General features: G+C 42.0%; 20 protein-coding genes and 2 pseudogenes. 9 read left to right on the top strand and 13 right to left on the bottom strand.

Features of this window, described 5'->3' with window-relative positions:
* Positions 1-226 precede the first annotated feature (226 nt).
* Both QM409_RS03540 and QM409_RS03545 read right to left on the bottom strand, forming a co-directional pair.
* Positions 227-373 (bottom strand): LPXTG cell wall anchor domain-containing protein, encoded by a 147-nt coding sequence (locus QM409_RS03540; RefSeq protein ID WP_414305699.1) that lies wholly within the window; start codon positions 371-373, stop codon positions 227-229.
* Positions 374-394: 21 nt separating this feature from the next.
* Positions 395-454: pseudogene (locus tag QM409_RS03545) on the bottom strand (hypothetical protein); the annotation flags it as partial.
* 563 nt (positions 455-1,017) lie between these two features.
* Here QM409_RS03545 and QM409_RS03550 point away from each other — a divergent pair.
* The gene (locus tag QM409_RS03550) at positions 1,018-1,647 is read left to right on the top strand and encodes an MBL fold metallo-hydrolase (protein WP_414305700.1); all 630 of its coding nucleotides are present in this window, start codon (positions 1,018-1,020) and stop codon (positions 1,645-1,647) included.
* Between the two features lie 93 nt (positions 1,648-1,740).
* Here the strand turns inward: QM409_RS03550 and QM409_RS03555 are convergent, their stop codons facing one another.
* Together QM409_RS03555 and pepO are read right to left on the bottom strand one after the other, a co-directional pair.
* Positions 1,741-2,505 (bottom strand): lipoprotein, encoded by a 765-nt coding sequence (locus tag QM409_RS03555; RefSeq protein ID WP_414305701.1) that lies wholly within the window; start codon positions 2,503-2,505, stop codon positions 1,741-1,743.
* Between the two features lie 68 nt (positions 2,506-2,573).
* The gene (pepO, locus tag QM409_RS03560) at positions 2,574-4,466 is read right to left on the bottom strand and encodes an endopeptidase PepO (RefSeq protein WP_414305702.1); all 1,893 of its coding nucleotides are present in this window, start codon (positions 4,464-4,466) and stop codon (positions 2,574-2,576) included.
* Positions 4,467-4,646: 180 nt separating this feature from the next.
* On the opposite strand from pepO, the gene QM409_RS03565 reads away from it, so the two are divergent.
* From QM409_RS03565 to QM409_RS03600, 8 genes are all read left to right on the top strand, one after another.
* Entirely contained in the window at positions 4,647-5,369 is a 723-nt protein-coding gene (locus QM409_RS03565; protein WP_414305703.1) for a metal ABC transporter ATP-binding protein, read from the top strand.
* Positions 5,366-6,214, top strand: coding sequence for a metal ABC transporter permease (locus QM409_RS03570; RefSeq protein ID WP_000559790.1), 849 nt, complete (start codon positions 5,366-5,368; stop codon positions 6,212-6,214). The genes QM409_RS03565 and QM409_RS03570 overlap by 4 nt, the downstream gene beginning before the upstream one ends.
* Before the next feature lie 31 nt (positions 6,215-6,245).
* Positions 6,246-7,175, top strand: a complete 930-nt coding sequence (gene psaA, locus QM409_RS03575) for a metal ABC transporter substrate-binding lipoprotein/adhesin PsaA (RefSeq protein ID WP_101782553.1) — start codon at positions 6,246-6,248, stop codon at positions 7,173-7,175.
* A gap of 228 nt (positions 7,176-7,403) precedes the next feature.
* Positions 7,404-7,898 carry a thiol peroxidase gene (tpx, locus tag QM409_RS03580; RefSeq protein WP_033682328.1) on the top strand — a complete coding sequence of 165 codons (495 nt, stop codon included), beginning with the start codon at positions 7,404-7,406 and terminating at the stop codon, positions 7,896-7,898.
* 78 nt (positions 7,899-7,976) lie between these two features.
* Complete coding sequence (locus QM409_RS03585; protein WP_414305704.1) at positions 7,977-8,627, top strand: metal-dependent transcriptional regulator; 651 nt, start codon at positions 7,977-7,979, stop codon at positions 8,625-8,627.
* A gap of 119 nt (positions 8,628-8,746) precedes the next feature.
* On the top strand, positions 8,747-9,457 hold the full coding sequence (locus QM409_RS03590) for a nicotinamide mononucleotide transporter (protein ID WP_000749111.1): 711 nt from the start codon (positions 8,747-8,749) through the stop codon (positions 9,455-9,457).
* Between the two features lie 119 nt (positions 9,458-9,576).
* The gene (locus tag QM409_RS03595; protein ID WP_414305368.1) at positions 9,577-9,990 is read left to right on the top strand and encodes a hypothetical protein; all 414 of its coding nucleotides are present in this window, start codon (positions 9,577-9,579) and stop codon (positions 9,988-9,990) included.
* A gap of 18 nt (positions 9,991-10,008) precedes the next feature.
* On the top strand, positions 10,009-10,422 hold the full coding sequence (locus QM409_RS03600) for a hypothetical protein (RefSeq protein ID WP_414305367.1): 414 nt from the start codon (positions 10,009-10,011) through the stop codon (positions 10,420-10,422).
* A gap of 38 nt (positions 10,423-10,460) precedes the next feature.
* Here the strand turns inward: QM409_RS03600 and dtd are convergent.
* From dtd to pnp, 9 genes and pseudogenes are all read right to left on the bottom strand, one after another.
* Positions 10,461-10,904: pseudogene (dtd, locus tag QM409_RS03605) on the bottom strand (D-aminoacyl-tRNA deacylase).
* 29 nt (positions 10,905-10,933) lie between these two features.
* The gene (locus tag QM409_RS03610) at positions 10,934-13,156 is read right to left on the bottom strand and encodes a RelA/SpoT family protein (RefSeq protein ID WP_414305366.1); all 2,223 of its coding nucleotides are present in this window, start codon (positions 13,154-13,156) and stop codon (positions 10,934-10,936) included.
* 135 nt (positions 13,157-13,291) lie between these two features.
* Positions 13,292-14,422: an ABC transporter ATP-binding protein gene (locus QM409_RS03615; protein ID WP_033686510.1), complete on the bottom strand. Its 1,131-nt coding sequence runs from the start codon at positions 14,420-14,422 to the stop codon at positions 13,292-13,294.
* Positions 14,423-14,534: 112 nt separating this feature from the next.
* On the bottom strand, positions 14,535-15,404 hold the full coding sequence (locus QM409_RS03620) for a PucR family transcriptional regulator (RefSeq protein ID WP_261047978.1): 870 nt from the start codon (positions 15,402-15,404) through the stop codon (positions 14,535-14,537).
* Between the two features lie 3 nt (positions 15,405-15,407).
* Positions 15,408-15,794, bottom strand: a complete 387-nt coding sequence (locus tag QM409_RS03625; protein WP_000567927.1) for a Mini-ribonuclease 3 — start codon at positions 15,792-15,794, stop codon at positions 15,408-15,410.
* The gene (gene cysS / locus QM409_RS03630; RefSeq protein WP_414305365.1) at positions 15,787-17,130 is read right to left on the bottom strand and encodes a cysteine--tRNA ligase; all 1,344 of its coding nucleotides are present in this window, start codon (positions 17,128-17,130) and stop codon (positions 15,787-15,789) included. The genes QM409_RS03625 and cysS overlap by 8 nt, the downstream gene beginning before the upstream one ends.
* Before the next feature lie 81 nt (positions 17,131-17,211).
* Positions 17,212-18,096, bottom strand: coding sequence for a GNAT family N-acetyltransferase (locus QM409_RS03635; protein ID WP_414305364.1), 885 nt, complete (start codon positions 18,094-18,096; stop codon positions 17,212-17,214).
* A gap of 11 nt (positions 18,097-18,107) precedes the next feature.
* Positions 18,108-18,725, bottom strand: a complete 618-nt coding sequence (gene cysE, locus QM409_RS03640; RefSeq protein ID WP_414305363.1) for a serine O-acetyltransferase — start codon at positions 18,723-18,725, stop codon at positions 18,108-18,110.
* Between the two features lie 15 nt (positions 18,726-18,740).
* Positions 18,741-20,954: a polyribonucleotide nucleotidyltransferase gene (gene pnp, locus QM409_RS03645; protein WP_227326088.1), complete on the bottom strand. Its 2,214-nt coding sequence runs from the start codon at positions 20,952-20,954 to the stop codon at positions 18,741-18,743.
* Positions 20,955-21,119 lie beyond the last annotated feature (165 nt).

The following is a 21,119-nucleotide window of genomic DNA, read 5'->3' on the forward strand; positions in this document are numbered from 1 at the left end:
ACAAGAGATGGAATCTGAGAGGGAAGCGTCAAGTGAGAATTGACATGGGATTGGTACTTATGGCCAATAACCTCCTAAAATACAATAAGAGAACGACTCAAAATTAAAAAGCTAGAGTTCCGCTATTGGAAATCTCTAGCTTTTTTGTGGCTGAGAACTATTTTGTCTTAGGTTCTTTTCATTTATGAAATTGAATTCCTTTGTTTAATCTTTAATGATTAAAACATTAGTCTTCTTTTTTCTTGCGTGCCACAAGACCAAATCCGCTCAATACTCCAAGAAGTCCAAGAGCTGCTAGGCTAGAGTGATCTTCTGTACCAGTATTAGGAAATTCCTTAGCTAGTTTTGATGGTTTCGCAAGCTCTGGTTTCACAGAAGGAATAATTTTTTCATAAACATGAACTGTGTCGCCATTTGGAAGTTTCTTAGTCTCTACGAAGCGGTAATCTAGAATATCTCTCTTAGGAAATCTTTAAATTATATATAATATAAATCATTACAGTATATAATTTTATATGTTTTATCAGTAGCTGTATCGAATTCACACCCTTCTAAGCCATCTGAATGATAACGTATATTCTTCATTAAATAAACTCAAGGGTGAAGTTTTTTCAATTCCAAATTTGTAAAATTAAGCTAGACAGAAAAAGCCATCTATGTTAAGTTCAGATAAACTACCTCATTTTTCTGAAAGGAACTAACATAAATGACTTATACACATCTTACCACAAATGAACTCGTAATGATAGAGGTTCACTACAAATAAGGTATAAAAGCTCTTGGAAGATCAAAGTAGACCATCTATAAGGTTATCCAATTTCTCAAAGAAGGACTTTCTATCCACTTTATTCTCCCCAACTGTGCTATACTTAATTTATACTCAATGAAAATCAAAGAGCAAACTAGGAAGCTAGCCGTAGGCTGCTCAAAGCACTGCTTTGAGGTTGCAAATAAAGTTGACGCGGTTTGAAGAGATTTTCGAAGAGTATTAGTACATTCTTTAAGATTGGAGCTAGTATGAAAATCCATAAAACCGTGAATCCTGTTGCCTATGAAAATACCTATTACCTAGAAGGCGAAAAACACCTCATCGTTGTCGATCCTGGTAGCCATTGGGAAGCCATTCGTCAGACCATCGAGAAGATCAACAAACCAATCTGTGCTATTCTCTTGACCCACGCCCATTATGACCATATCATGAGCCTGGACTTGGTTCGTGAGACTTTTAGCAACCCTCCTGTCTATATCGCAGAGAGCGAAGCTAGCTGGCTCTATACTCCTGTCGATAATCTCTCTGGGCTTCCCCGCCACGATGATATGGCAGATGTGGTCGCAAAACCTGCAGAACACACTTTTATCTTTGACGAAGAATACCAACTAGAGGAATTTCGTTTTACTGTCTTGCCAACACCAGGGCACTCTATCGGCGGTGTTTCTATCGTCTTTCCGCAAGCTCATTTGGTCTTGACAGGTGATGCTCTGTTCCGTGAAACAATCGGACGGACGGATCTTCCAACTGGTAGCATAGAACAACTCCTCCATAGTATCCAGACTCAACTCTTCACTCTACCAAACTACGATGTCTATCCAGGACATGGTCCAGCTACTACTATTGCTCACGAAAAGACCTTCAATCCTTTTTTCTAGTAAGCAAAAAACCAAGGAATTTTTATCCTTGGTTTTTGTGTACTGCTATTTTGTGACTTTAGAATCTAGCTTAGTTTTAAATTTCATCAAATACTAGTTGACTGGCTCAAATTCTTTCCAATCAAATTTAGCTAAATCAAGTTCATTAGAAGAAATCTCTAAGATTTGCTCTGGCTTTTGATCACTACCAATTTGAAATATACCTTCTTTAATCTTCTGTACTCCGTCTTTATCAAAAGCATACAGACTTAAGTTCATTTCTGGTCGTGTTGACTGCCAGTCTGCATATCTGACTTGACCGTTTTCATAAATAACTAAACTGGAACGAAAACCACCTGCAGAAGCTACATAAGCCGTATGAAGCAACTTTGGTTTTTTATTCTCTAAATAGTAAATGGCCCCTATATATTTTTTATCTCCAATAATCAATTCATCCTGACCATCATTATTTAAATCAGCAAACACATAATGGAAACTAGCTGGTTTATCATAGGTGCTTAGTGTAAAGATATAGCCATACTCTTCAGAAAAAATCTTGTTCTGTTTCAACTTTTCATACAAGGATTCTCGGTCACCACTACTTAAAAGAGCCTGATAGTGATTGTACCGCTCTATTACACCCTCGTACAAATCTTTTCCTGCTTCACTTTTCGTTTCCATTGTTGTTGACGGCGTTGCCATTGAAGAGCTCGTACTAGTTTGGCTCTCTGACTTCGTAGAGGTTTCCTTCTGTTCCTCTTTTGTAGAAGACGATTGTGTTGCCGAAGGTTCTATTTTTTCCTCTTTTTTGTTTGCACCACAAGATGCTAAAACAAAAACAGTAAGAATAGCTGAAAGCACCATTAAAAATTTCTTCATGTTAACCTCTTTAACCCATCTTATACAGATTTACGGATTTTAGTATTTCATTTGGTAAATACCATTCATTACCAAATAATCACGCGCTCTTCTGGCGAACGCCACATACCGTCTCCTTCTTTGACATCATAGGTTGTAAAGAAATCATCGAAGTTTGGTACTTGTACATTGACACGGAGTTTGGCTGGCGCGTGCACATCGACGCTAGCCAAAAGTTTCATAAATTCTGGGCGACCTTTCATGCGCCAGATGCGACCGAAGTTGTAGAAGAATTCTTCTGCCGAGAAATCTGGTTCTCTCTTGGCAGCTTCAAGCGCTGCAGCGATTCCTCCCAAGTCAGCCACGTTTTCTGATACAGTCAATTTACCGTTGATGGTTGCTCCATAAGAATCTTGTCCATCAAATTGGTCAATAACTTTTTGTGTTTTCTCCTTGAAGGCAGCATAGTCGCTCTCTGTCCACCAATCCTTGAGGCTACCATTTTCATCAAAGGAAGCTCCGTTGGTATCAAAGGCGTGGGAAATTTCATGGGCAATAACTGCCCCAATACCACCGTAGTTAGCAGAAGATGACTGATGCAAGTCATAGAAAGGTGCTTGTAAAATAGCCGCTGGGAAGACAATCAGGTTCTTCTGTGGATTGTAGTAGGCGTTGACCATATGAGCAGGCATGCCCCATTCTTTGTAGTCTACAGACTGATTCCACTTGCTCCAACTGTGTTTGATTTCCACACGCGCAAAGGCTAGAGCATTGTCAAAAAGACTAGCAGTCTCATCCACTACCTTGTCCTTGTAGCGTTCTGGTAATTCTTCTGGGTAACCGATATAAGGCTTGATAACATTGAGTTTGACGATGGCCTTGTCACGAGTTTCTGGAGTCAGCCAGTCATTTTTAGCCAAACGTTCCTTATAGACATCAATCATAGTTGCCACTTTTTTCTCCACGTCTGCCTTAGCTTCTGGAGAGAATTTTTCATGGGCATACCAGAGACCCAAGGCTTGTTTGAATGGACCTTGTGCTAGCTGGTAGGCTGCCTTGACCTTGTCTTTGGCTTCTGGAACTCCAGAAAGCGCACGGCTATAGGCACCAGACAAGACACGGATTTCTTCCGTTAAATAGCTGGTTGAAAGATTGACCACACTCAAGATCAAGCTTGCCTTGAGCAAAGGCCAAGCTTCTTCACTATAGAATTGCTCAGCTGCTTGCCAGAAACGTTCTTCATCAACGATAACCTTGTCTGGAGTTTGTCCAATCACTGCTTGGAAGAAATCATCTAAAGGAAGTGCAGGAGCAAACTTTTTGAAATCTTCATAAGAATATGGATGGTAAAGTTTAGCATATTCTGAACTCTCTTCGTTTGAAAGTACGACTGCTGCGATACGGCGGTCCAACTCCAATCGTTTCTCTAAAAGATCTTCGATTTCTTCATCTGAGAAGTTATAGGCTTTGAGGAGATTAGCAGTACTTTCTTTCCAAAGGTTCAATAATTCCTCGCGCTGTGGATGGTCTTCTGCATAGTAGGTTGTGTCAGGCAAGATCGTTCCTGGAGCACTTGCCCATAAAACGTTGATTCTGGCATCCATAAAGTCTGGCGATACACCAAAAGGAAGGAAGTTAGGTTTTCCTGCAAGTTCAAACTCTGCTAGTCTAGCTGTAAAATCCGCAAAAGTCTCTAATTCTTGGAATTCTTTAAGGAGTGGTAAGACAGGTGTGATACCGTCAGCTTCTCTCTTGTCAAAATCACGAACTAGGCGGTGGTATTTGACAAAGTTTACCAAGATAGCATCCTCAGGCACCTCTTCACCTGCCAACCACTTGTCTGTTGTCACCAACATCAAGTCTTCAATTTCCTGGTCTAAATCAACAAAACCTCCTGTTTGAGACTTATCTGCTGGGATTTCAGCTGTCTGTTGCCATTCTCCATTGATTGCATCATAAAAATCATCTTGATAACGTGTCATCTTGTTCTCGCTTTCATTTTTTTAAGTTATTGCTAGCTTAACAAAAATTGCTTGGGAATGCAATTAAAAATGAACTTTCCTTTTCCATCATTTTTCAGTTATTATTTTAATTTTTTCAAAAATTAACTTGACTTAATTTTTTTTTTAATGTATATTAAGAGACAGGAGGAATATAAGTTTATGATACGTATCGAAAACCTCAGTGTCTCCTACAAGGAAACGTCGGCACTTAAGGATATTTCACTAGTGCTCCATGGACCGACAATTACAGGTATCATTGGCCCAAACGGTGCTGGAAAATCAACATTATTAAAAGGGATGCTGGGAATTATCCCACATCAAGGTCAGGCATTTCTCGATAACAAGGAAGTTAAAAAATCCTTACACCGAATTGCCTATGTCGAACAAAAAATCAATATCGACTACAACTTTCCCATCAAGGTCAAGGAATGCGTCTCGCTAGGACTATTTCCCTCTATCCCACTCTTTCATAGTTTAAACTCTAAACATTGGAGAAAAGTAGAGGAAGCCCTTGAAATCGTCGGCCTAGCTGACTATGCTGAACGGCAAATCAGTCAACTGTCTGGAGGTCAATTCCAGCGGGTTTTGATTGCCAGATGTTTGGTGCAGGAAGCCGATTATATCCTCTTGGATGAACCCTTTGTTGGGATTGATTCTGTCAGTGAGGAAATCATCATGAATACGCTGAGAGATTTGAAAAAAGCTGGGAAGACGGTTCTCATCGTCCACCACGACCTCAGCAAGGTTCCTCACTACTTCGATCAAGTCTTGCTTGTCAATCGAGAAGTGATTGCCTTTGGTCCAACCAAAGAAACCTTTACCGAAGCCAATCTTAAAGAAGCTTACGGTAATCGACTCTTTTTCAGTGGAGGTGACCTATGATTGCAGAATTTATCGATGGATTACAAAAATTCCATTTCTTACAAAATGCCTTGATAACAGCCATTGTCGTCGGGGTCGTAGCTGGAGCTGTAGGATGTTTCATCATTCTACGCGGGATGTCACTCATGGGAGATGCCATTTCACATGCTGTCTTGCCAGGTGTAGCCCTCTCCTTCATCTTGGGCGTTGACTTCTTTATCGGAGCCATTGTCTTCGGACTACTAGCTGCTATCATCATTACCTACATCAAGGGAAACTCGATTATCAAAAGCGATACCGCCATCGGCATTACCTTTTCTTCTTTCTTAGCCCTCGGTATCATCTTGATTAGTGTCGCTAAAAGTTCAACTGACCTTTTCCATATTCTTTTTGGTAATATCCTGGCCGTCCAAGATACGGATATGTTTATTACTATGGGTGTGGGGGCAGCCATTCTCTTGTTAATCTGGATTTTCTTCAAGCAACTCTTGATAACATCCTTTGATGAACTCTTGGCTAAAGCCATGGGAATGCCTGTCAATTTCTATCACTACCTTCTCATGGTACTCCTAACTCTCGTGTCTGTGACAGCCATGCAAAGTGTCGGAACTATCCTGATTGTAGCCATGCTGATTACCCCAGCGGCAACTGCTTATCTGTATGCTAATAGCCTGAAAAGCATGATTTTCCTTTCCTCAACATTTGGAGCGACAGCTTCAGTTTTGGGGCTCTTTATCGGCTATAGCTTTAACGTTGCGGCAGGTTCTAGTATCGTGCTTACAGCCGCTAGTTTCTTTCTCATTAGCTTCTTTATCGCTCCAAAACAACGATATTTGAAACTGAAAAATAAACATTTGTTAAAATAAGGGGCAAAACCCCAATAAATTGGAGGATCTAATGAAAAAATTAGGTACATTACTCGTTCTCTTTCTTTCCGTCATTGCTCTTGTAGCATGTGCAAGTGGAAAAAAAGATGCAGCTTCTGGTCAAAAACTAAAAGTTGTTGCTACAAACTCAATCATCGCTGATATTACTAAAAATATTGCTGGTGACAAGATTGATCTTCACAGTATCGTTCCTGTTGGCCAAGACCCACACGAATACGAACCACTCCCTGAAGACGTCAAGAAAACTTCTCAAGCTGATTTGATTTTCTATAACGGTATCAACCTTGAAACAGGTGGCAATGCTTGGTTTACAAAATTGGTAGAAAATGCTAAGAAAACTGAAAACAAAGACTACTTTGCAGTCAGCGAAGGCGTTGATGTTATCTACCTTGAAGGTCAAAACGAAAAAGGCAAAGAAGACCCACACGCTTGGCTTAACCTTGAAAACGGTATGATCTTTGCTAAAAATATCGCAAAACAATTGAGCGCGAAAGACCCTAGCAATAAGGAATTCTACGAAAAAAATCTCAAAGAATATACTGAAAAACTAGACAAGCTTGATAAGGAAGCTAAAGAGAAATTTAACAACATCCCTGCTGAGAAAAAACTCATTGTAACCAGCGAAGGATGCTTCAAATACTTCTCTAAAGCCTACGGTGTCCCAAGTGCCTATATCTGGGAAATCAACACTGAAGAAGAAGGAACTCCTGAACAAATCAAAACCTTGGTTGAAAAACTTCGCCAAACAAAAGTTCCTTCACTCTTTGTAGAATCAAGTGTGGATGACCGTCCAATGAAGACTGTTTCACAAGACACAAACATCCCAATCTACGCACAAATCTTTACTGACTCTATCGCAGAACAAGGTAAAGAAGGCGACAGCTACTACAACATGATGAAATACAACCTTGACAAGATTGCTGAAGGATTGGCAAAATAATACTCTTCGAAAATCAAATTCAAACCACGTCAGCGTCGCCTTGCCGTACTCAAGTACAGCCTGTGGCTAGCTTCCTAGTTTGCTCTTTGATTTTCATTGAGTATAAGCCTCTGAAAAACGTCATTCTCACATGAGCTGGCGTTTTTTCTCTGCCCACATTTCCGGTCAAATCATTGGAAAATTCCGGCTGTTTCAGCTAAAATGGAAGAAAAAAGATTGGAGTATCCTATGGTAACTTTTCTCGGAAATCCTGTGAGCTTTACAGGTAAACAACTACAAGTCGGCGACAAGGCACTTGATTTTTCACTTACTACAACAGACCTTTCTAAAAAATCTCTGGCTGATTTTGATGGAAAGAAAAAAGTCTTGAGTGTCGTGCCTTCTATCGATACAGGCATCTGCTCAACTCAAACGCGTCGTTTTAATGAAGAACTGGCTGGACTGGACAACACAGTCGTATTGACTGTTTCTATGGACCTACCATTTGCCCAAAAACGTTGGTGTGGTGCTGAAGGCATTGAAAATGCCATCATGCTCTCAGACTATTTCGACCATTCCTTTGGACGTGATTATGCCCTCTTAATCAATGAGTGGCACCTATTGGCACGCGCAGTTTTTGTCCTCGATACTGACAATACTATTCGCTACGTTGAATACGTGGACAATATCAACTCTGAACCAAACTTCGAAGCCGCAATTGCAGCTGCTAAAGAACTAAATTAGAAGCCATTGTGGCAGATAGCTAGAGAAATCTAGCTTTTTTTGATATACTAGATAAAGATATTAGACAAGAGGAAACGAATGACCCCGAATAAAGAAGATTATCTAAAGTGTATTTATGAAATTGGCATAGATTTGCATAAGATTACCAACAAGGAAATTGCTGCCCGCATGCAAGTCTCTCCCCCTGCCGTAACTGAAATGATTAAACGGATGAAGAGCGAAAACCTCATCCTCAAGGACAAGGAATGCGGCTATCTACTGACTGACATCGGCCTCAAACTGGTCTCTGAGCTCTATCGTAAGCACCGTTTGATTGAAGTTTTTCTAGTCCATCATTTAGACTATACGAGTAACCAGATTCACGAGGAAGCTGAAGTCTTGGAACATACTGTCTCTGACCTGTTCGTGGAAAGACTGGATAAACTACTAGGATTCCCCAAGACCTGCCCCCACGGAGGAACCATTCCTGCCAAGGGAGAACTCCTAGTTGAAATCAATAACCTGCCACTAGCTGATATCAAGGAAGCTGGATCCTACCGCCTGACTCGTGTGCATGATAGCTTTGACATTCTCCATTATCTGGACAAGCACTCACTTCACATCGGAGATTCGCTCCAAGTCAAGCAGTTTGATGGCTTCAGCAATACCTTCACTATCCTCACTAAAAATGAAGATTTACAAGTGAATATGGACATTGCCAAACAACTCTATGTCGAGAAAATCAACTAATTTCTCAAGTCCCCTACCAACCCTGAAAGTTTGATTTTCAGGGTTTTATTTCTATCATTTGATTTTACTTTCATTTAGTTGTAGAATGTTTGTAAAAAACAAGAAAGATACCTTAACCTATGAAAAAATCACTCAAAATTTTTGCTACGTCTAAATGGTTTGACCTCTTTGGAGTTGCTCTGGTCGTTGGAATTGCGATTGCATCTGGTTACCTCAACTCCCGCCTCGATAAATTTGTAGACTGGGGACCATGGACAGCTCTTGTACCCTTTGGATTGATTTCCGTAACCAACGTTGGGATTTCCATGTTGTCCACTCGTTTTACGGGAAAATTAAGCAAATGGGGAAATTATTTTGGTATTGTTAATACCATTTTGTCCGGTGCTATTGATTATATCCTTGGAAATAAGGCGGCCATCATTACCTATCCCGTCACCTTCCTCATTTATACCTTTGCTATTAAGAAATGGGAAGCTTCGCAAGAAGGCAGACCCAACCAAATGAGTCAAAAACAGCTAAAATTAGCGGCCATCATCATTTCCATCATCGCCTTCCTCTTTGCCTTTGTGACAAACTATATCGGCTATGGAGGAAAGATGAATCTCCTTGCCTACGTAACAACTATTGCCTTCGCATTGTCCCTCATTGCCAATGCTTTAAATGCACTAAAACTAACAACTCAGTGGGGCTTTTGGTTGATTTACAATTTCGTTCAGCTGACAAAGGCTGGCATTCAAGGAAATTTTGCCAATATCGGAAAATACATCTTTTATATCCTCAATGCAATCGGAGCTTTATTTGTCTGGAATGATGAAGAAGTGGAACAATAAGAGGAAACTCAAATAAAGAAATCTAATAGAATCTCCTTACTAAAATTTTTTATCATTTTACTTGTAACTTCCATTCTTTTGGAGTAGAATGAAGCTAGATAAAAGAGGGAGGTCATCTTATGAAAAAACTCTTTAGAATCCATTTTACAGCAATTGCAGTCATGGATTTGCTACTACTTGCATTTTTTAGTACTAGACCCGAGACAGCTTTGGACTGGCTCTTGCTCTCTGGTTTTATTTTCCTCCTTGCTCAGCTACTCCTGCTATTTCGCTTGGTCAACCGACTCAAACATCAATTCGCTGAGATTTATCCTCAAATCAATAAAATGATTCGCTTCTACTATTTAGGAGTGCTCACCATTGATTTTCTATTTTTTGTCCTTTTAGCCTTTACTAGTTCTCAGCGATTTTTCACTCTTATGCCAATCGTCACTGCTTGTCATTCTACTTTTTATTATATGACAGCTGGCCACCTAAGAGAAAACTATCCAGACTTTTACGACAAACATATCTCTTTATGGAAGTGTCTCTAAGGAAAAGGAGGTTTTAGCATGAAAAAAATCATCTCCATCAAAACCATTCAACTCCTTGTCATTGATGGAATTATGCTTGCACTTTTGACATTTAAAGGGGGGCTTACTTGGGACTGGATTTTGATTTATAGCGGTTGGCTCATTTTCTTTCATCCTGTGCTATTGACCTATCTTTCCAACCAACTTTGTGACCACTTCAGTCAACTCTATTCCCAGATTAGACCGAGATTCTGGCGTTTTGCCTTACAAATCATTCTATGGGATATCTTGATAATTCTCTCCTTGATATGTTTAAGTGGTATGCCACTTTTCCTTCAGGGAACTCTCCTAATCTTAGGACACCTCATCCCTTCCTACCGCATAAGCCAAAGCCTGAAAAGAGATTTCCCCAAGGCCTATCAGGAACCCATTTCATTTTGGAGTATTTTGTGATAGATAAGAAAAACCAAGCCGACTGGGCTTGGTCTTTCTTATCTATTTTTCGTATCAAGGATAATGGTAACTGGTCCGTCATTGACCAGCTCAACCTGCATATCAGCTCCAAAGATGCCTGTCTGAACGGGCACTTCTTACGCTAATTTTTGATTGAAAACATCATAGAAGTCTGATGCCATATCAGGCTTGGCTGCACCTGTAAAGGCTGGACGATTGCCTTTTTTGGTATCTGCAAAGAGGGTAAACTGAGAAATAGAGAGGATTTCTCCTTCAATATCTTTGACAGACAGGTTCATCTTGCCTTCTGCGTCTGAAAAAATCCGCATGTTGACAAGCTTTCTCACAGCATAGTCCAAATCTTCCTCTTGGTCCTCTGGTCCAACTCCAACCAGCAATAAGAGCCCCTGATTGATTTTTCCCTGAACCTGACCTTCGATACTCACTTGTGCTTTTGTAACCCTTTGGATAATGATTTTCATAATAGCCTTTCTAGTAAGAACTCAGACCATTAGCCGTTGGTCCGTTTGACAGAATAAACCTCAGGCACACTCTTAATCTTGTCTACAACCGTGGTTAGCGTCGAGAGGTTAGCAATACCGAAGGACACATGGATATTGGCAAATTTCATATCCTTGGTTGGTTGGGCGTTGACTGTCGAGATATTCTTGGTTGTGTTTGAGAGAACTTGCAGTACATCGTTCAACAGTCCTGTACGGTTGAGGCCATAGATATCGATATGGGCCATATACTCCTTATTTGAGCTAGAGTACTGATCTTCCCACTCTACATCAAGGAGACGTTGCTCGTAGTTTTCTTGGGCGCGCAGGTTCATACAGTCCACACGGTGAATAGCCACACCACGACCCTTGGTAATATAGCCGACAATATCATCACCAGGCACTGGATTACAACACTTAGCAATCCGCACTAGGAGACCTGAAGCACCTTCAATGACTACTCCACCCTCATGCTTAACCTTGAGGGTTTCTTTGTTTTCAACCTTGATCTCGCCACCTTTGACAAGTTCTTCTGCCTCAGCCTTGGCCTTGGCACGTTCTTCTTCACGACGTTCCTTTTCAGTCAGACGGTTAAAGACGGTAATCGCACCGATTTCCCCAAAACCGATGGCCGCAAAGAGGGATTCTTCTGTCTTGTAGCTGGTCTTTTGCAAAACTTGGTCCATGTGGCGCTTGTCCATGAATTTATTGGCTACATAGCCATTTTCTTGGAACTGGGCCATCAACATCTCACGACCCTTGTTGACAGATAATTCCTTGTCTTGATTTTTAAAAAACTGACGAATCTTGTTACGAGCCTTGCTGGTCTTGACCATATTGAGCCAGTCACGACTCGGTCCAAAGGAATTCGGATTGGTGACAATTTCAACCTGATCCCCTGTCTTGAGCTTGGTTGTCAGTGGAACCATACGGCCATTGACCTTGGCACCCGTCGCTTTTTCACCGACTTTTGTATGGATTTCATAAGCAAAGTCAATCGGTCCTGAATCTTTTGGAAGAGAACGGACAGCACCGTCCGGAGTAAAGACGTAAATCTCCTCAGCCAGATAGTTTTCCTTGACTGAATCGACAAATTCCTTGGCATCATCAGCCTGATCTTGGAGCTCCATCATCTCCTTGATCCAGTTCATTCCAATAGCTGATTCCTTGCTGTTAACCTGCCCCTTAATGCCTTTCTTATAAGCCCAGTGAGCTGCAACCCCGTACTCAGCCACTTCGTGCATTTCCTTGGTTCGAATCTGGAACTCAATAGGCCCTTTTGGCCCATAAACAGTCGTATGGATAGACTGATAACCATTGGCTTTGCGGTTAGCGATATAGTCTTTAAACCGACCAGGCATCGGTTTCCAAAGCTCATGCACATAACCAAGCATGGCGTAAACATCACTTTGGGTATCCAAAATACAACGAATAGCAATCAGGTCATAGATTTCCTCAAACCGTTTTCTCTTATCCTGCATTTTGCGGAAAATCGAGTAAATATGCTTGGGACGACCATAAATCTTCCCTTTCAAGTGACGATCTGTCGTATATTCCTCTAATTTTGTGACCACCTCATCCACCAAGGCTTCACGCTCTCTGCGTTTTTCCTTCATCATATGGGTAATCTTGTAAAACTCCGTTGGGTTGAGATAACGGAAAGATAGGTCTTCCAATTCCCATTTGACGCTAGAAATCCCCAGACGGTGGGCAAGTGGCGCATAGATTTCCATAGTTTCTTTGGAAATACGCTCCTGCTTGTCTTTTCGCAGGTGTTTGAGGGTACGCATATTGTGCAAGCGGTCAGACAGTTTGACCAAGATAACACGGATGTCCTCAGACATAGCCATGAGCATCTTGCGATGATTTTCAGCTAACTGTTCTTCATGAGATTTATACTTAACCTTACCGAGTTTGGTAACCCCATCGACAATCACGCGTACATCAGGACCAAACTCTCTTTCCAAATCGTCCAAGGTCGCATCAGTATCTTCCACCACGTCATGTAAGAAACCACAAGCTACCGTTACAGCATCCAGCTTGAGCTTAGCTAAGATACCTGCTACTTGGATAGGGTGAATGATATAAGGCTCACCTGATTTGCGATATTGACCACTATGGCATTCCACCGCATAGATCAAGGCCTTATGGACAAAATGGACATCCTCTTCCGTTAAATATTCTTTGGTTAAAGCGACAACTTCTTCGCCTGTTAAATTCACTTCTTTCGGCATCTCTACTCTCCAATTCTTCCTACCATTTTATCACTTTTTTAAGAATATGAAAACTAGAAAATTCCCACTCAATCAATTCACATCACAAAAAACACTGCCAGATTTCTCTAGCAGTGTTTTGACATTTCATTTATCTTAGTAAACTGTTTTTTCAGTTTCTACGTCGAAGAAGTGTGCTTTGTTCAAGTCAAATCCAAGTTCAACTGTTGCACCTGTTTGCAAGTAGTCGCGAGCATCAACTTTGGCAACAAATTCGTCTTTACCAACTTGGCAGTAAAGGTGAGATTCTGAACCAAGCAATTCTGATACTGAAATAGTAGCTTTGACAACTGATTCTGGGAATGTTTCAAGGAAAGCAGGTTCTGCATTCACGTCTTCTGGACGGATACCGAAGATCAATTCTTTACCTTCGTAGCCTTTTTCACGAAGAACTTTCAATGCTCCTTCTGGAACTTTCAAACGGAAACCGTCTGAAATAATTTCGCTACCAACCAATTTCACATTGATGAAGTTCATAGCTGGGCTTCCGATGAATCCTGCTACGAATTTGTTAACTGGGTTTTTGTAAACTTCTTGAGGAGTACCGATTTGTTCTACACGTCCGATAGTACCTGTACCAGCAGGGTTCTTAGTTGCTGACATGATAACGATACGGTCTGCAAGTGTCATCGCTTCTGTTTGGTCGTGAGTTACGTAGATAGTTGTAGCTCCGATACGACGGTGGATTTTAGCGATTTCAGCACGCATTGATACACGAAGTTTGGCATCCAAGTTTGACAAAGGTTCGTCCATCAAGAATACTTTTGCATCACGGACAATGGCACGACCCATGGCAACACGTTGACGTTGACCACCTGAAAGGTCAGCAGGTTTACGATCCAAGAACTCTTTCAAGCCAAGGATTGCTGCAGCTTCTTGCACACGTTTGTCGATGTCTTCCTTGCTGTATTTACGCAATTTCAAACCGAAAGCCATGTTGTCATAAACAGTCATGTGTGGGTAAAGAGCGTAGTTTTGGAATACCATGGCGATATCACGGTCTTTTGGAGCTACGTCGTTGACAACCACGCCATCGATAGATGCAGTACCTTCTGTGATGTCTTCAAGACCTGCGATCATACGAAGAGTTGTTGATTTACCACATCCTGAAGGACCTACGAAAACGATAAATTCTTTGTCTTTGATGTCCAAGTTGAAGTCTTCAACTGAATAGTGTTCGCTGTTTGGATATTTTTTGTAAATATTTTTAAGATTCAATTCTACCATGAGGTGAACTCCTTTTGTCTTTTGATAGTTTTATTATAGATGAAAACGCTTTATATTTCTATGGCAAGGTGACCAAAAAAATAAAAAAGTTCTGTGCAACTTGCACAAAACTTTATAAAATATCTGGTAAAATCAATTGATAACACAGGGTCAGGTCAGTCAATTCCTTCAACTGTAGCCCTGTCAATTCTTCCCATTTATCAATCTTATATTGGAGAGAATTGCGGTGCAAGTAGAGTTGCTGGGCTGTTTTTGTTAGGACAGCACTATTTTCCCAAAGGGAGAGAATGATTTCCTGAATCTGGTCTTGATCCAAAATCATCTGGTGCAAGCATTCCTTGATTACCTTCAAATCCACGAGTCTTTCTCCCATACTCCAAAGATAGAGCTGAGAAAAAGTATGAACACCTTGGTGACCCTGACGCCACCAAGTCTTAAATAAATCCCGCTCTGCTTTAATCAAGTCTGATAGGGCTTGATGGCCTGTCTGAGACCAAACCTGGCCTAACATGATTGACAGACGAAGTCCAAAGTCATACTCAACCGCTTCAATCGTATCACTTAAAATAGCTCGTACAGAGGTGTATTTGTCTTGTTGAAGCACGAAAACATAATCCTGAGCTCCGACCTGAATCACCGTCTGACAGTTGGGAAAAAGAGTCCGCATCATATCCAACCAAGAAGCCAGATTTTCCTGCTGAAAATAGGAAAGATGGCAATAAACCAACTGAATCTTTTTAAAAGCTTGCGGTGCCTGTCCCTTGCCCTCAATCAGATAAGAATACCAAGGATTGAGCGAACGAGCCTGCTCCTGCTGGGTCAAAAGCGAAACCAACTGCTTTTCACGCTCACTGAGCCCAGCTTCCTCCAGCAAAATCCACTGCTGAGAAGCTAAAGGGAGAGTGAGATAGCCCTCTTTCTCTACTGGTTGGTCTGAAATCTGAGCCTCAGGAAACCAGTCTTGTAGTTCTTTTGACATCATGTCCTAGCCCTCCACTTTTTGGATGCACCACGAAATCAAGCTCTCAAGACGTTCCAGATTTTCAGTCATATGGAGATATCCCATGACTGCTTCAAAACCTGTGGACATGCGATAAGTCACCACATCAGCATTTTTGGCCTTGGTGTGGCTATTGGTATTGCGACCACGTTTGTAGATTTCTTCTTCTTTTTCCGTTAGAACTTGCTCCTCTAACATAAGGGAAATCAAACGAGCCTGAGCCTTGGCTGACACATACTTGGTCGCTTCTTGATGGAGTTTATTGGGCTTGGTCATACCTTTGAGGATGAGGTGACGGCGAATATACATAGAATACACCGCATCTCCTTCAAAGGCTAGCGCAATCCCGTTAATGAGATTGACATCAATCATGTGTCCACCTCACTCCATCTTTGGTGTCAAGGAGCTTAATCCCTTGAGCAGCCAATTGGTCACGGATCTGGTCCGCTGTCGCAAAGTCACGATTGGCACGCGCTTCTTGACGTTTTTGGATCAAGTCTTCAATCTCTGCATCCAAAACTTCCTCAACAAAGACAATTCCAAAGACTTCTAACATATCCGCAAAAGCTTGCTTGACACTTGCATCATAGCTGCCAGAGTTAATCCATTTGACCATTTCAAAGACCACTGTGATACCGTTGGCAGAGTTGAAATCCTCATCCATAGCTGCTATAAACTTGTCTTTAAAGTCCTGTAACTCTTGAACATCTACAGTTCCAGTAAATGGTTGCTCATAGGTGTTTTTCAGATACTTGAGATTGGTCTCTGCATCACGCACCGCCTTTTCTGTAAAATTGATAGGCTTGCGGTAATGTTGAGTCGCAAAGAAGAAACGAAGCACTTGGCCATCAAGAGTTTTAAGGGCATCGTGTACGGTGATAAAGTTGCCCAAGGACTTAGACATCTTGACATTATCGATATTGACAAAGCCATTGTGCATCCAGTAGTTAGCAAAGGTCTTGCCTGTTTTGGCTTCTGACTGGGCAATTTCATTGGTATGGTGAGGAAACTCTAGGTCAGCTCCACCACCGTGAATATCAATGGTGTCGCCCAAAATCTCTGTCGACATGACTGAACACTCGATGTGCCAGCCCGGACGACCAGGTCCCCAAGGACTGTCCCAAGAAATCTCGCCTGATTTGGCAGCTTTCCATAGGGCAAAGTCTACAGGATTTTCCTTACGAGCCGTTTCTTCATCGGTTCGACCTGAAGCACCTAGCTCCAAATCTTCCAAGGTTTTATTGGCCAACTTGGCATAGTTATGAGATTTTTCCACACGGAAATAGACATCTCCTTGACTCTCATAGGCAAAGCCTTTTTCAATTAAGTCTTCCACAAAGCGAATAATGTCATCCATAAACTCCACCACACGCGGATGGCGAGTCGCAGGTTTGACACCCAAGGCCGTCACATCCTCACGAAAGGCAGCGATATACTTGTCCGCAACCTCCTGAGGTGTGATACCCTCTTCCTTGGCACGGTTGATAATCTTATCATCCACATCCGTAAAATTGGAAATATAGGAAACCTCGTACCCACGGTACTCAAAATAACGACGAATGGTATCAAAAGCCACCGTTGAACGAGCATTTCCCACGTGGATATAGTTGTACACCGTTGGCCCACAAACATACATCTTTACTTTGCCGTCCTCAATCGGGACAAATTCTCGCAAATCACGAGACATGGTGTCGTAGATTTTAATCATAAATTATAATCAGGAAAGCTAAAATCCAAGAACAGTTAGTCTCATCACTGAGAGTTCAATTGAATTTCAGTCCGAATGCCTCTACACTTCGGAATCCCTTGCTCCTTTCTCATTCAGATAAACCACCTGAGTCTGTTTGACAAAGCCAATTTTTTCATACAAACGTTTGGCACCTACATTGCTATCTTCTACTGCAATCTGAAATTTCTTATCATTTTGCTCAATTAGTTGGTTGACAAGGAATTTTGCTAAGTAGCTCCCATAGCCTTTCCCACGTTCAGGTTCTGATATTGCTAAACCGTAGAAGTAATTCGTATCGCTCGATAAATCAACCGTGCAAGTTCCAATAACCTGACCGTCTTTTAATAAAATATACAGGCGGCTTTCTGGATCTTTCAGAGCTTCAGCAACATATCTATCCACAACTTCTCTAGATTCATGTTCCTCTGAGAATGCCTGAAATTTTAATTGACTAATTTGATCCTGATACGAACTATCAGCTAACAAAACTTCAAGATTGGAAACATTTGCTAACGGATAAGGTCTTCTATCCTTACCTAACCAGGTTTCTGTCTCTTCATCCTCAACCAGTCCCCAGTTGCTGACAAAATCAGGATGGCGGTCTAGAAAAACACGCTCTGTCTGAAAAGTCACTGAACGAATAGAAAAAGGAGCCGTTTCTTTCTCAAAACTAGTAAACAATGCACGCGCAACCCCCTGACGGCGATGATCTGGATGAACCAGTATCGTCACTTCCACATCTTGGTCATCTGCATATACAGTTAAGAGACCAACAAGTTCGCCTTTTTCATAATAAAGGAAAAAGGCGGGCATGTTTGGGTCAAAATTAAGCATGTTAGAGAGATAGGGATCACGATAGGTACCGTCATAGTTTTGGCAACAGTTAATTAGTTTTTTCGCCTCAGATAACTCCTCTTGGCTTAACTTGTTTCTTGCTTGAATCATATAGGTATCCTCTACAAACCAGACGATCTGTGACTAGCATCTTTAGCATGCTCGAGTTTATTGACGTAGTACTCTCGTTTTTCTTCGACTTCGTGGATGACCGGCTCATCCTTTTTACCATGTACACGGACAATCTTAGCAGGAATACCGACAACCGTCACATCACTAGGTACATCTGCTACGACAACTGCTGCAGCACCGACCTTGGCATTTTCACCAATTTCCACTGGTCCAATGACTTGGGCATGAGCGGATATTAAAGCTCCTTTTCGCACGGTTGGATGGCGTTTGCCACAGTCTTTCCCTGTTCCCCCAAGAGTCACCCCATGATAGAGGAGAACGCCTTTTTCAACGATAGCCGTCTCTCCAATTACCAAGCCAGAACCGTGGTCGATAAAGACACCTGAATCAATCTGGGCACCTGGATGAATCTCAATCTGAGTCCAAAAGCGCCAAAACTGACTGTGCATACGAGCCAGGAGTTTGAAGCCATGCTTCCAGAGAAAATGCGAGAGACGGTGGGCCGCCAAGGCCTTGACACCTGGATAAGTCAGCAAAACCTCCAAAGTGGTGCGGGCCGCTGGATCATTTTCTTTTACGATATCAATGGTTTCGCGCCACCATCCCATACATTTCTCCTTTTCTTATTCTGAATCTTTTGGTGTTTCTGTAATTTCTTTCTTAGGTTTGTGATCCTTGTGATGACGTGGGCGGTGAGGACGCTCTGATTTTTCACCTTTTTCATCACGTTCAGGTTTTGGAGGACGAGGAAGAAGGGCTTTCATAGAAGCATCCACACGTCCTTTTTCATCAATCTTAATAACCTTAACATCAACTTCATCCCCGATTGCTACCAAGTCTTCGACATTATTGGTACGCGTCCAAGCCATCTCAGAGATATGAACAAGGGCATCTGTCTTATCAAAGAGGTTGACAAAGGCACCAAATTTCTCGATACGAACGACTTTAGCACGGTAAACTTCATCCACTTTTGCTTCACGAACCAAACCAGCAATAATTTCTTTAGCACGGTTAATAGCATCTTGGTCACTAGAGTAGATAGATACATTTCCTTCTTCGTCGATATCAATCTTAACGCCTGTTTCAGCGATAATCTTGTCGATGGTTTCTCCACCCTTACCGATGACAATCTTGATCTTGTCCACATCAATCTTGATGGTATCAATTTTCGGAGCAGTTGGAGCCAATTCTGGACGAACTTCTGGAATAGTTGCTTCAATCACATCAAGGATTTCAAAACGAGCTTTCTTGGCTTGGGCAAGGGCTTCAGTCAAGATTTCTGCAGTGATCCCTTGGATCTTGATATCCATTTGAAGGGCTGTAATCCCGTCACGAGTACCTGCAACCTTGAAGTCCATGTCTCCAAAGTGGTCTTCCAAACCTTGGATATCTGTCAATACTGTGTAGTTATTCCCATCTGAGATAAGTCCCATGGCAATCCCTGCTACTGGCGCCTTGATTGGCACACCACCAGCCATAAGGGCAAGAGTTCCCGCACAGATAGACGCCTGAGATGAAGAACCATTTGATTCCAAAACTTCTGCTACTAAGCGGATAGCGTATGGGAATTCTTCCAAGCTTGGCAAGACTTGAGCAAGGGCACGTTCACCAAGAGCCCCGTGACCGATTTCACGACGACCTGGCGCACCGTAACGACCTGTTTCCCCTACAGAGTATTGAGGGAAATTATAGTGGTGCATAAAGCGTTTCTTGTACTCTGGATCCAAACCATCAATGATTTGAGTTTCTCCCATCGGAGCCAAGGTCAAAACTGAAAGGGCTTGAGTTTGCCCACGAGTAAAGAGACCTGAACCGTGCACACGAGGAAGGAAGTCAACAACCGCATCCAAAGGACGGATTTCATCAACCTTACGACCGTCAGGACGTACTTTGTCTTCTGTGATCAAACGACGCACTTCTGCGTGTTCCATTTGTTCCAAGATTTCAGCCACATCTCGCATGATACGGTCAAATTCCTCATGGTCTGCATATTTTTCTTCGTAAACAGCAGTTACTTGGTCTTTGACTGCTTGAGTTGCAGCTTCACGAGCCAATTTTTCTTCTACTTGGACAGCTTTTTGGAGGTCGCTGTTGTAGGCTGCGATAATTTCAGCTTGCAAGTCAGCGTCCACATGAAGCAATTCTACTTCTGCTTTTTCCTTACCGACAGCAGCAACAATTTCTTCTTGGAAGGCAATCAATTCTTTGACTGCTTCATGTCCTTTGAGAAGGGCTTCCAACATGATTTCTTCTGACAATTCTTTGGCACCTGACTCTACCATGTTGATGGCGTGTTTGGTACCAGCTACTGTCAATTCAAGGAGAGATTGCTCTGCTTGTTCTTGCGTAGGGTTGATAATGATTTGACCATCCACATAGCCAACCTGTACCCCAGCGATTGGTCCGTCAAATGGAATATCTGAGATAGAAAGCGCCAAGGATGAACCAAACATAGCAGCCATTGGTGCAGAAGCATTTTCATCATAAGAAAGCACGGTGTTGATGACTTGGACTTCGTTACGGAAACCTTCCGCAAACATAGGACGGATTGGACGGTCAATCAAACGCGCTGTCAAAGTCGCATCTGTTGAAGGACGTCCTTCACGTTTCATAAAGCCACCAGGAAACTTCCCAGCTGCATACATTTTTTCTTCATAGTTGACTTGGAGAGGGAAGAAATCCCCAGTTGCCATCTTCTTAGACATCACGGCCGCAGTCAAGACAGTTGACTCACCGTAACGCACGACGACTGAGCCATTTGCTTGCTTAGCAACCTGACCAGTCTCTACGATTAACTCACGACCCGCAAAAGTCGTTTGAAACACTTGTTTTGTCATTTTAATCCCCTTTGGATTGATGAAATTATACGCCTTGCCTACAAAGATCAAGATACCAAGGACGTCAAAAGCAAAGTAAAAATAGGAAACTGACGAAGTCTTCGATGAAGACAAGACAGTTTATCTTTTTTACACAGCTTTTCGGCCGGGTTCAATTACTCAAGA

Source organism: Streptococcus mitis (assembly GCF_047465045.1).
Classification (GTDB): Bacteria; Bacillota; Bacilli; order Lactobacillales; family Streptococcaceae; genus Streptococcus; species Streptococcus mitis_DT.

What these genes read in the sequence shown, in the direction of transcription:
- QM409_RS03550 (WP_414305700.1), top strand. Translation starts at nt 1,018, where the DNA reads ATGAAAATCCATAAAACCGTGAATCCTGTTGCCTATGAAAATACCTAT.
- QM409_RS03555 (WP_414305701.1), bottom strand. Translation starts at nt 2,505, where the DNA reads ATGAAGAAATTTTTAATGGTGCTTTCAGCTATTCTTACTGTTTTTGTT.
- pepO (WP_414305702.1), bottom strand. Translation starts at nt 4,466, where the DNA reads ATGACACGTTATCAAGATGATTTTTATGATGCAATCAATGGAGAATGG.
- QM409_RS03565 (WP_414305703.1), top strand. Translation starts at nt 4,647, where the DNA reads ATGATACGTATCGAAAACCTCAGTGTCTCCTACAAGGAAACGTCGGCA.
- QM409_RS03570 (WP_000559790.1), top strand. Translation starts at nt 5,366, where the DNA reads ATGATTGCAGAATTTATCGATGGATTACAAAAATTCCATTTCTTACAA.
- psaA (WP_101782553.1), top strand. Translation starts at nt 6,246, where the DNA reads ATGAAAAAATTAGGTACATTACTCGTTCTCTTTCTTTCCGTCATTGCT.
- tpx (WP_033682328.1), top strand. Translation starts at nt 7,404, where the DNA reads ATGGTAACTTTTCTCGGAAATCCTGTGAGCTTTACAGGTAAACAACTA.
- QM409_RS03585 (WP_414305704.1), top strand. Translation starts at nt 7,977, where the DNA reads ATGACCCCGAATAAAGAAGATTATCTAAAGTGTATTTATGAAATTGGC.
- QM409_RS03590 (WP_000749111.1), top strand. Translation starts at nt 8,747, where the DNA reads ATGAAAAAATCACTCAAAATTTTTGCTACGTCTAAATGGTTTGACCTC.
- QM409_RS03595 (WP_414305368.1), top strand. Translation starts at nt 9,577, where the DNA reads ATGAAAAAACTCTTTAGAATCCATTTTACAGCAATTGCAGTCATGGAT.
- QM409_RS03600 (WP_414305367.1), top strand. Translation starts at nt 10,009, where the DNA reads ATGAAAAAAATCATCTCCATCAAAACCATTCAACTCCTTGTCATTGAT.
- QM409_RS03610 (WP_414305366.1), bottom strand. Translation starts at nt 13,156, where the DNA reads ATGCCGAAAGAAGTGAATTTAACAGGCGAAGAAGTTGTCGCTTTAACC.
- QM409_RS03615 (WP_033686510.1), bottom strand. Translation starts at nt 14,422, where the DNA reads ATGGTAGAATTGAATCTTAAAAATATTTACAAAAAATATCCAAACAGC.
- QM409_RS03620 (WP_261047978.1), bottom strand. Translation starts at nt 15,404, where the DNA reads ATGATGTCAAAAGAACTACAAGACTGGTTTCCTGAGGCTCAGATTTCA.
- QM409_RS03625 (WP_000567927.1), bottom strand. Translation starts at nt 15,794, where the DNA reads ATGATTGATGTCAATCTCATTAACGGGATTGCGCTAGCCTTTGAAGGA.
- cysS (WP_414305365.1), bottom strand. Translation starts at nt 17,130, where the DNA reads ATGATTAAAATCTACGACACCATGTCTCGTGATTTGCGAGAATTTGTC.
- QM409_RS03635 (WP_414305364.1), bottom strand. Translation starts at nt 18,096, where the DNA reads ATGATTCAAGCAAGAAACAAGTTAAGCCAAGAGGAGTTATCTGAGGCG.
- cysE (WP_414305363.1), bottom strand. Translation starts at nt 18,725, where the DNA reads ATGGGATGGTGGCGCGAAACCATTGATATCGTAAAAGAAAATGATCCA.
- pnp (WP_227326088.1), bottom strand. Translation starts at nt 20,954, where the DNA reads ATGACAAAACAAGTGTTTCAAACGACTTTTGCGGGTCGTGAGTTAATC.